This window comes from Rhizorhabdus sp. (assembly GCF_018006725.1).
In the GTDB taxonomy this organism is placed as follows: domain Bacteria; phylum Pseudomonadota; class Alphaproteobacteria; order Sphingomonadales; family Sphingomonadaceae; genus Rhizorhabdus.
The window spans coordinates 1-9,171 of the sequence record NZ_JAGMXV010000185.1 but is presented as its reverse complement, the minus strand read 5'-3'; the positions used below and the strand labels follow the sequence as shown (position 1 = coordinate 9,171).

Here is a 9,171-nt window from a genome sequence, read left to right as displayed (position 1 = left end):
CTGCTGATGGGCATCGCCCGCCCGCTGTCGAAGATGAGCGCCGCCGTTCGTTCGCTGTCCAATGGTGACCTGTCGGTGTCGATCCCCGCGCTCCGTCGCCATGATGAGATCGGTGGACTGGCCCGCGCTCTTGACGGCTTCAAGGCGTTGTTCGCGGCCGAACAGGAACGTGCTCTGGCCGACCAGCGTCGGGCTGCCGAGGAGCTGGCCCAGGCCCAGGCGACCCAGCGTACGGTCGAGCTCATCGGCGCCGGCCTGTCGGCGGTGGCCCATGGCGATCTTACCGTCCGCGTGCCGAACGATGCGCAAGGACCGCTCGCCCAGCTGCATCATGACTTCAACGAGGCGCTCGACCGTCTGTCGACCACGATCACCGAGATCATCGACGGCTTCGGCACGATCCGCTCGGGCACCGGCGAAATCGCGCAGGCGGCTCAGGATCTGTCGCAGCGTACCGAGAGCCAGGCGCACTCGCTCGCTCGTACCGCCAGCGCGCTCGAGCAGTTCATGGGCACCGTTCGCCTGACCGCCGGCAATGCCCGCGAGACGAGCGAGAAGGTTGCTGCAGCCCGCTCGGCCGCCGAATCGATGGGCACGACCGCCCGTCAGGCGATCGAGGCGATGCGCACCATCGAATCGTCGAGCCGCGAGATGGAAGAGATCGTGTCGACCATCGACAACCTCGCCTTCCAGACCAACCTGCTGGCGCTCAACGCGGGCGTCGAAGCGGCCCGCGCAGGTCCGGCCGGTGCTGGCTTCGCGGTGGTCGCGACCGAGGTTCGCGTCCTTGCCCAGCGTTGTACCGACGCAGCCGGCAAGATCCGCGACCTGATCGCCACTTCGGGTCACCAGGTCGTAAGCGGCGTGGAACTGGTCGAGCGCTCTGGCTCGGCGCTGGGCACGATCGTCGAGGAGTTCGGTCAGGTCGCCGACCTGATCGCGGAGATTGCCGCGGCCAACGAGCAGCAGGCCACGGGCCTCAACGAGATCAACGCCGGCGTGTCCTCCATGGACAATGCGACCCAGCAGAATGCCGCGATGGTCGAGGAAACCAATGCCAGCGTCCAGAGCCTCTCGGCCGAGGCGCAGCGGCTTGCCGATCGCGTCGGCGGCTTCCGCACCGGTCAGCAGGCACCGGCCCGTCGGGCGCCCGCGCCCGCTCGTCCCGCGGTCGCACCCGCTCCGGCGCGCGCCGCAGCGCCCGCGAAATGGGCCAGCCCCGCTTCTGTCCATGGTGCGCTCGCACTGAAGGTCGAGGAAGACGACTGGACCGAGTTCTGATCCCCCCGGACGGCGGAGTATCCGGCTCCGTCGTTCACCCACCCCCACCCCAATAGTTTCAATCACGGAGGGCAATGTGACTGTACGCTTTCGTAATCTCCTCATCGGTCTCACCGCTGCGACGATGGTCGCCGGCGCGGCGAATGCCGCGGCGACGCCCGAATGGACGGCGCGCATCCGTCAGATGATCGCCTCGAAGCAGGATTATCCGAACGCCGCCCAGATGCGCGGCGACGAGGGCACCGCCAAGGTCAAGCTGGACGTCTCCGACGACGGCTCGGTCGCCGCGGTTTCGATCGTGCAGCCCTCGGGCTCGTCCCTGCTCGACAAGGAAGCTCTGGCCGCGATCAAGCGTGTCGGCACCTTCCCGGCGCCTCCGGGCGGTGCGGCTTCGGTCGTGATCCCGCTGACCTGGAAGCTTCAGTAAGCTTCACACGGTCGCAAGACCAAGGCGGGCGGTCAGCGCGGCAGCAATGCCGCGGCGGCCGCCCGCTTCCGTATTTCCCCCACATCGGGCTCGCCCGCAGGCACCACCCAGCTGCCGCCGACGCATAGCACCGCGTCGAGCGCGAGCCAGTCGGCAGCACTTTGTTCGGTGATCCCGCCGGTCGGGCAGAAGCGTGCCTTGAACAGCGGCGCCGCGAGCGCGTTGAGCGCCGGAATGCCGCCATTGGCGGTCGCCGGGAAGAATTTGAAGTGGGTCAGCCCCATGTCGAGCCCGCGCATGACGTCGCCGGCATTGGCCGTGCCGGGCAGGAAAGGCACGCAACTGGCGATCGCCGCATTGGCCAGCGGCTCGGTCAGTCCCGGCGAGACCAGGAAGCGCGCGCCTGCATCGACGCTGGCCTTCACATCGTCGGGATTGAGCACCGTGCCGGCGCCGACGACCGCACCTTCGACCTTTGCCATTTCGCGAATCACGTCCAGTGCGGCGGGCGTCCTCAGCGTCACTTCGAGTGCAGGCAGGCCACCCTCGACCAGCGCCTCGGCGATCGGGCGCGCATGGGCGACGTCGTGGATCACCAGAACCGGGATGACCGGCGCCAGCATCATGATGTCTTCGACGGTCATGCCTGTTCCTCCTGATAAGCGGCGGCAGCGCCCAGCAATCCCGCTTCGGGATGACGGGCGAGCCGGATAGGGAAATGGCCCATGCGGGCCTCGAACCGCCCTTTTGCGCGGAAGCGGTCGTGAAACAGCGGCCCTTTCAGCCGGGCCTCGATGCGGTTGGCGAGGCCGCCGGTCACCACCACGGCATTGGCGCCATGAGCAAGCGCGAGATCGCCCGCGACAGCGCCGAAGGACATGACCAGCCGGTCGAGTGCCTGTGCCGCCAGCGCATCCTCTCCGTCGATAGCTGCCTGCCAGAGCGCGGCATCGTCGCGCGGCACGATGGCGAGCCCGCCGACCATCGCGAGCGTCTCGTGAATGTCCGACAGCGCCGGGCCAGAAACGATCCGTTCGATCGAAACGCGACGATGCCGTTCGCGCAGGCGGGCAAGCAGCTTCTCCTCGAACCCGTCGAGCGCGGCGAAGTCGAGATGGCCGCCCTCGGTCGGCAGGACGATGCGCCGTCCATGCCGACGGACGAGCTGGGCGACGCCGAGGCCCGTGCCCGGTCCGATGACGGTGGTCACGCCGCTCTGGGGCAAGGGGCCGTCGGGTCCACCGAGCGGTACCAGCTCCTCTTCGGTCAAGACGCCCACGGCTGCGGCCATGGCGGCAAAATCGTTGATCAGGGTCAGGCTGCGCAGCCCCAGCTCCTCGGCCAGGGTCGAGGGGCGGATCGTCCAGCTGTTGTTGGTGAAACGGATCAGTTCGCCTTCGACCGGACCGGCAATGGCGATGCAGGCGGCGTCGGGCAGGCTGCCGCCCTCGTCCCGCGCGAAGGCGGCCCAGGCGTCGGCGAGCCCGGCATGGTCGGCGGTCCGATATTTGCGTGGGGTGCCGAGCGTCGGCCGCCGGTCGGCGTGCAGTTCGGCGATGGCGAAGCGGGCGTTGGTCCCGCCCAGATCGACGGCGACGAGCTTCATCAGAGCCCGGCCGCCGCCAGCATCGCCGATCCACCGCGTTCCGCCGTATCCGCGCCCGCGCGCATGAAGGCGAACAATTCGCGGCCGGTGCCGCTCGCCGGGGGCGGGGGTGATGCCGGTTCGCGCGCGTCCCAGTCCGCCGGATCGACCAGCACGCTGATCTCGCCCTTGTGGCCGCACAGGCGGACGATGTCGCCATCGCGCAGCTTCGCGATCGGGCCATGCGCCAGCGCCTCGGGGGTAAGGTGGATCGCCGCCGGCACCTTGCCGCTGGCCCCCGACATACGCCCGTCGGTGACGAGGGCGACGCGATGGCCCCGGTCCTGCAGCACGCCGAGTGGCGGGGTCAGCTTATGCAGTTCGGGCATGCCATTGGCCTGAGGGCCCTGGAAGCGGACGACCACGACGACGTCGCGATCGAGTTCGCCCGCCTTGAAGGCTGCGGTGACCTGGTCCTGATCGTCGAACACGCGGGCCGGCGCCTCGATCGTCCAGCGCTCGGACGCCACCGCGCTGGTCTTGAACGTACCCCGGCCGAGATTGCCCTGCACGAGCCGCATCCCGCCGTCGGGCTGGAACGGGTCGGAGACAGGACGCAGCATCGTCTCGTCACGCGGGGTTGCAGGGGCAGGCTCCCAGGCCAGCGTCTCGCCGTCCAGCTTCGGGTCGGCGGCATAGTCGCCCAGATCCCTGCCGGCGACGGTCAGGATGTCGCGGTGGAGCAGTCCGCCGTCGATCAGCGTGGCGATGACATAGGCCATGCCGCCGGCCGCCTGGAAATGGTTCACGTCGCCCGAGCCGTTCGGATAGACGCGGGCGATCAGCGGCACGGCGGCCGACAGCCGGTCGATATCTTCCCAGTCGATCAGGATGCCCGCCGCGCGTGCGATGGCGGGCAGGTGGATGACATGGTTGGTCGACCCGCCGGTCGCCAGCAGGCCGACGGCGGCGTTGACGATCGCCTTCTCGTCGACGCAGCGGCCGAGCGGGCGATAATCGTCGCCGTCCCAGCCGATCTTGCCGAGCCGGTGGACGGCGGCACGAGTCAATTCCTGGCGCAGCTTGGTGCCTGGATTGACGAAGGCCGCGCCGGGGATATGCAGGCCCATCACCTCCATCATCATCTGGTTCGAATTGGCGGTGCCGTAGAAGGTGCAGGTGCCCGCGCCATGATAGGAGGCGGACTCGGCTTCGAGCAGTTCCTCGCGGCCGACCTTGCCCTCGGCATAAAGCTGGCGGACGCGCTGCTTTTCCTTGTTGGCGAGCCCCGAGGGCATCGGACCGGCCGGGATCAGGATCGTAGGCAGGTGCCCGAAACGCAGCGCGCCGATCAGCAGTCCCGGCACGATCTTGTCGCAGATGCCGAGCAGCGCCGCGCCCTCGAACATGCCGTGGCTGAGCGCAACTGCCGTCGACAAGGCGATGGTGTCGCGGCTGAACAGCGACAATTCCATGCCCTTCTGGCCCTGGGTCACGCCGTCGCACATGGCGGGGACGCCGCCTGCGACCTGCGCGGTCAGCCCCGCCTCGCGCGCCCACAGCTTCATCTGGTCGGGATAGCGGCCATAGGGCTGATGCGCCGACAGCATGTCGTTATAGGCGGTGACGATGCCGATGTTCATCGCCCGGCCGTCGCGGATCGCCGCCTTGTCCTCGCCCGAGGCGGCGAAGCCGTGCGCCAGATTGCCGCAGGACAGGCGCGGACGGTCCACGCCGCCGTCGCGCTCGCGCTCGATCAGGTCGAGATAGGCCTGGCGGCCGGCTCTGGACCGCTCGACGATGCGGGCGGTGACGGCCTCGACGGCCGGATGCAAAGTCATCGTTCCCACTCCCTCTCTGGAACCGGGCCGGGCGCGCCTCGTCGCCCGCCGCCGGTTACGCGCACCAATGAATGTCGATCGCCTGCTCGGCGTCCGCCAGGACGCGTCCGATCGGCAGCGGCGAACCCGCGCCGTCCTTGATCGCCCGTTCAAGCAGCTTCTTCTTGTCCTTGCCGGTCACGACCACGGTCAGCGTGCGGGCCGACAGGATCGCGGCACGGGTCAGCGTGACGCGGGCGACCGGTGCCTCGGCGGGCAGCGGATCGGGCAGTACGCCCACCGCGCGACGCGCCTTGGGGGCGTCCAGCGCTTCGTCCAGATCGGGCCCGGCGAAGATCGAGGCGGTGTGCCCGTCATTGCCCATGCCCAGCCAGACGAGATCGGGCGGCCAGGGCAGTTCCTGCAGCCGGGCATCGGCCGCGCGGCCGGCGGCCTTGTGGTCGGGCGCCTTATCGCTGATGAAGGGGATGACGCGGGCGCCCTTGGGCAGGAAGATACGCGCGAGCATCGCCGCGTTCGACAGCGGATCGGTCATCGCCACGATCCGGTCGTCGGTCGGAACGATCATCACCTTCTTCCAGTCGATCCTGGCCTTGGCCAGCTTCTCGTAGATCGGGAGCGGCGTCTGCCCGCCGGGAAGGGCGATCAGACATTGTCCACGCGCGTCGAGCGCCGATTCGATGATGAAGCCGACATCGCCGGCTACCGCCTCGGCCAGTTCCTCGGCATCCTCATAGTCCCACCATTCGGCTTCGATCATCACTCGTTCCTTTCATGGCCGCCGCATCGCGCTTTGGCCGTGTCGCGCGCTGTGGCGCCTCAATCGTGCCAGGTGACCCCGTCGCGCTCGGTAAGAGCGATCGCGGCGGACGGTCCCCATGTCCCTGCGGTGTAGGGCTTGGGCTTCATCGAGTTGGCAGCCCAGCCTTCGCGGATCGCATCGATCCACTCCCATTGGGCCTCTACCTCGTCACGCCGTACGAACAAGGTCTGGTCGCCCTCGATCAGGTCGAGCAGCAGCCTTTCATAGGCGATCCGACGCCGGCTGTCGGCGAAGGCGTTGGGCATCGAGATGTCGAGCGGCACTTCACGCAGGCGGATGCCGTCGCGATCGAGGCCGGGTTCCTTCGACATCAGCATCAGCCGGACATTCTCGTCGGGTTGCAAACGGATGATCAGCTTGTTGGGTTGCAACATCGCGCCGCGCCCCTCGAAGATCGAGTGGGGCACGCTCTTGAAGCGGATGAAGATCTCCGACTGCCGGCTGGGCAGGCGCTTGCCGGTGCGCAGGTAGAAGGGCACGCCGCGCCAGCGCCAATTGTCGATATGCGCCTTGAGCGCGACGAAGGTCTCGGTGTCCGACGGCTTGCCGAGCTCGTCGAGATAGCCGGGCACCGGTCCACCGGCCATGGCGCCCGGGCCATATTGGCCGATGACGCTGTGGGTTGCTGCAGTGGCCCGATCGATCGGGCGCAGCGAGCGGAGCACCTTGACCTTCTCGTCGCGGACCGATGTCGCGTCGAACTGTGCTGGCGGCTCCATCGCGACCAGCGCGAGCAGCTGGAGCATGTGGTTCTGGACCATGTCGCGGATCGCGCCGGCCCCGTCATAGAAACCGACCCGGCCTTCGAGGCCGACCGTCTCCGACACGGTGATCTGGACATGCTCGATCCCGCCGGCACGCCACAGCGGCTCGAACAGGCTGTTGGCGAAGCGCAGCGCCAGCAGGTTCTGGACCGTCTCCTTGCCGAGATAATGGTCGATGCGGAAGGTGCGATCCTCGGGGAATACCGCTGCGACCGCGTCGTTGATCAGCCGGCTGGACGCTATGTCATAGCCCAGCGGCTTTTCCAGGCCGATGCGCACCCCGTCCCCGGCGAGGCCGGCCTTGGCCAGACCCTCGATGGTCGAGCCGAACAGCGACGGCGCGGTCGACAGGAAGATCGAAAGACCCCGCTCGGTCGAACCCACGCGCTCTGCCAGCGCTGCGAAGTCCCCTTCCTTCGAAGCGTCGACCGGTACATAGCTGAGCCGCTTGAGAAAGGCGGCGAGCGCGTCATCGTCGAGCCGCTCGCTGGGCACGAACCGGCGCAGTGCCGTGTCGGCGAAGGCGCGGAACTCTGCGTCGGTCATCGCGGTCCGTGCAGTGCAAACGATTGCAAGAGCGGGCGACAAAAGATCTTCGGCGGCCAGTCCGTACAGCGATGGCAAAAGCATGCGTTGCGACAGATCGCCGGTCGCTCCGAACAGAAGCAGCTTCTCGCTGGGTGTCGTCACCAGTTCGTCTCCCTCGTTTTCGCCGGCCCTGCCCGGCGCTGCGCCCCGTGCCTTGTAACGCAGTTGGAATGCCTGTGTAGCAAATCGATCGCCGCGCGGTAGCGGCCATGACGCATGGCCCGATTATTACCCTCCCTTAGTTGCAGAAAGGGGACGGGTCCATGGCGCAGGCACTATCGGCGGCCGGTTCGGGCGAGCGGCGGCTGTGCGTGAGGCTGGCGTGCGACGAGGCCGATATCGTCGCCGCCCAGCGGTTGCGCTACGACATCTTCTTCCGGGACTTGGGCGCGGCACCGGACATTTCGTCCGACGAGCGCGACATCGATCCCTATGACGGCCTGTGCGATCACCTTCTGGTCGAGGATCATGGCCGGCCGGGCAGTCCCGTGGTCGGTACCTATCGCCTGCTGCGGCAGAGCGTTGCGGATGCCCATGACGGCTTCTATTCGGCGCATGAGTTCGACCTTTCGCCGGTGCTGGCGCATGGCCGCCGCGAGGGGATGGAACTGCTCGAATTGGGCCGCTCCTGCGTCGATCCCGCCTATCGTGACGCCGGGACGATCCAGCTGCTGTGGCGCGGAATCGCCGATTATCTGCAGCGCCACACCATCGGCTATATGTTCGGCTGCGCGAGCTTTCCCGGCGTCGATCCGGCCGAACATGCCGAGGGGCTCTCGCTGCTCGCGCACAACCATATGGCGATGCCCGAGCTGCGGGCCCGTGCGATCGGCGACCAAGCGATCCCGCTCGCCTCGCTGCCGATTGGCGGCTATGATCCGCGTATCGCGCTGCGCCGCCTCCCTCCACTGATCAAGGCCTATCTCCGGGTCGGCGCCGAGATCGGCGATGGCGCCTATATCGATCACGCCTTCAACACGATCGACGTGTTCGTGCTGGTGCCCGTCGCGCGCATCGCCGCCCGCTACGCCCAGCGTTTCGAGGTCGCCGCCTGATCTTTTCCGCTCGTCTGCGGCCGCCTGCCCGACGAAACGCATTGACGTGCCGTGCTCATGATGGTGATCCGCCTCCCGAGATCATGAGGGAGGATCGTCTTGCGGCAGGCCCGCTTATTGTTGAGCGCGACCATCCTGGCGGCACTGGCCCATCCGGCCTGCGCTGCGGAGGACGAAACCATCATCGTCTCGGGCTATGGCCTCGATCGCTCGCCGGGTGATGCCGCCTATGACGTAGTCAGCATCGATCGCGACCGGCTGACGCTGTCCGCGAGCGGGCGAATGGAAGACATCCTCCGTGACGCCGCCGGCTTCCAGCAGTTCCGCCGGTCGGATTCGCGCTCGGCCCACCCGACCAGCCAGGGGGCGACCCTGCGCGGGCTGGGCGGCAATGCGGCCACCCGCGCGCTTGTCCTGCTCGACGGCGTCCCCGTGATCGATCCGTTCGGCGGCTGGATCAGCTGGGCCGCGCTCGATCCGGCGCGAATCGGCCATGTCCGCGTCACGCGCGGCGGGGGCAGCGGCGTACAGGGCGCGGGCGCGCTCGCCGGAACGATCGAACTGACCAGCATCGGCGGGGACGATGCCCCGCGCGTCGACGCCGGGCTCGCTTATGGCAGCCGCAACTCGCTCGATGCCGACGCGACCCTCACCACCGCGCTGGGCGGGGGCTTCGCAATTATCTCGGCCGGCCATGCACGCGGCGACGGCTTCGTGCCGATCGTCGCGGGCGACCGGGGACCGATCGACCGCGCGGCGCGCTATCGGCAGAGCCGAGGATCGGCGCGCGCGGTCATCCCGGCTGGC

General features: G+C 68.2%; 9 protein-coding genes. 4 read left to right on the top strand and 5 right to left on the bottom strand.

Annotated features, from left to right (window positions below):
* A partial coding sequence (locus KAY22_RS20310; protein WP_296625076.1) for a methyl-accepting chemotaxis protein occupies positions 1-1,281 on the top strand: 1,281 nt, incomplete at its 5' end.
* 76 nt (positions 1,282-1,357) lie between these two features.
* Entirely contained in the window at positions 1,358-1,708 is a 351-nt protein-coding gene (locus KAY22_RS20305; RefSeq protein WP_226946552.1) for an energy transducer TonB, read from the top strand.
* A gap of 32 nt (positions 1,709-1,740) precedes the next feature.
* Here KAY22_RS20305 and eda read toward each other — a convergent pair whose 3' ends face one another.
* Genes eda through zwf form a run of 5 tightly spaced genes read right to left on the bottom strand, consistent with a single transcriptional unit; the run spans position 1,741 to position 7,411 of the window.
* Positions 1,741-2,352: a bifunctional 4-hydroxy-2-oxoglutarate aldolase/2-dehydro-3-deoxy-phosphogluconate aldolase gene (gene eda / locus KAY22_RS20300; RefSeq protein ID WP_296625075.1), complete on the bottom strand. Its 612-nt coding sequence runs from the start codon at positions 2,350-2,352 to the stop codon at positions 1,741-1,743.
* Entirely contained in the window at positions 2,349-3,314 is a 966-nt protein-coding gene (locus tag KAY22_RS20295) for a glucokinase (protein ID WP_296625074.1), read from the bottom strand. Before KAY22_RS20295 ends, eda begins: the two co-directional genes overlap by 4 nt.
* Positions 3,314-5,134 carry a phosphogluconate dehydratase gene (gene edd, locus KAY22_RS20290; RefSeq protein WP_296625073.1) on the bottom strand — a complete coding sequence of 607 codons (1,821 nt, stop codon included), beginning with the start codon at positions 5,132-5,134 and terminating at the stop codon, positions 3,314-3,316. The genes KAY22_RS20295 and edd overlap by 1 nt, the downstream gene beginning before the upstream one ends.
* Before the next feature lie 55 nt (positions 5,135-5,189).
* Positions 5,190-5,894 carry a 6-phosphogluconolactonase gene (gene pgl, locus KAY22_RS20285; protein ID WP_296625072.1) on the bottom strand — a complete coding sequence of 235 codons (705 nt, stop codon included), beginning with the start codon at positions 5,892-5,894 and terminating at the stop codon, positions 5,190-5,192.
* A 59-nt stretch (positions 5,895-5,953) separates the two neighbouring features.
* The gene (gene zwf, locus KAY22_RS20280; RefSeq protein WP_296625071.1) at positions 5,954-7,411 is read right to left on the bottom strand and encodes a glucose-6-phosphate dehydrogenase; all 1,458 of its coding nucleotides are present in this window, start codon (positions 7,409-7,411) and stop codon (positions 5,954-5,956) included.
* A 161-nt stretch (positions 7,412-7,572) separates the two neighbouring features.
* Between zwf and KAY22_RS20275 the strand changes: the two genes are divergently transcribed.
* On the top strand, positions 7,573-8,364 hold the full coding sequence (locus tag KAY22_RS20275) for a GNAT family N-acyltransferase (RefSeq protein ID WP_296625070.1): 792 nt from the start codon (positions 7,573-7,575) through the stop codon (positions 8,362-8,364).
* A gap of 120 nt (positions 8,365-8,484) precedes the next feature.
* The coding region (locus KAY22_RS20270) for a TonB-dependent receptor (protein WP_296625069.1) at positions 8,485-9,171 on the top strand (687 nt) is incomplete at its 3' end.

Coding starts and splice junctions, on each gene's coding strand:
- KAY22_RS20295 (WP_296625074.1), bottom strand. CDS start 3,314: ATGAAGCTCGTCGCCGTCGATCTGGGCGGGACCAACGCCCGCTTCGCC.
- eda (WP_296625075.1), bottom strand. CDS start 2,352: ATGACCGTCGAAGACATCATGATGCTGGCGCCGGTCATCCCGGTTCTG.
- KAY22_RS20275 (WP_296625070.1), top strand. CDS start 7,573: ATGGCGCAGGCACTATCGGCGGCCGGTTCGGGCGAGCGGCGGCTGTGC.
- pgl (WP_296625072.1), bottom strand. CDS start 5,894: ATGATCGAAGCCGAATGGTGGGACTATGAGGATGCCGAGGAACTGGCC.
- edd (WP_296625073.1), bottom strand. CDS start 5,134: ATGACTTTGCATCCGGCCGTCGAGGCCGTCACCGCCCGCATCGTCGAG.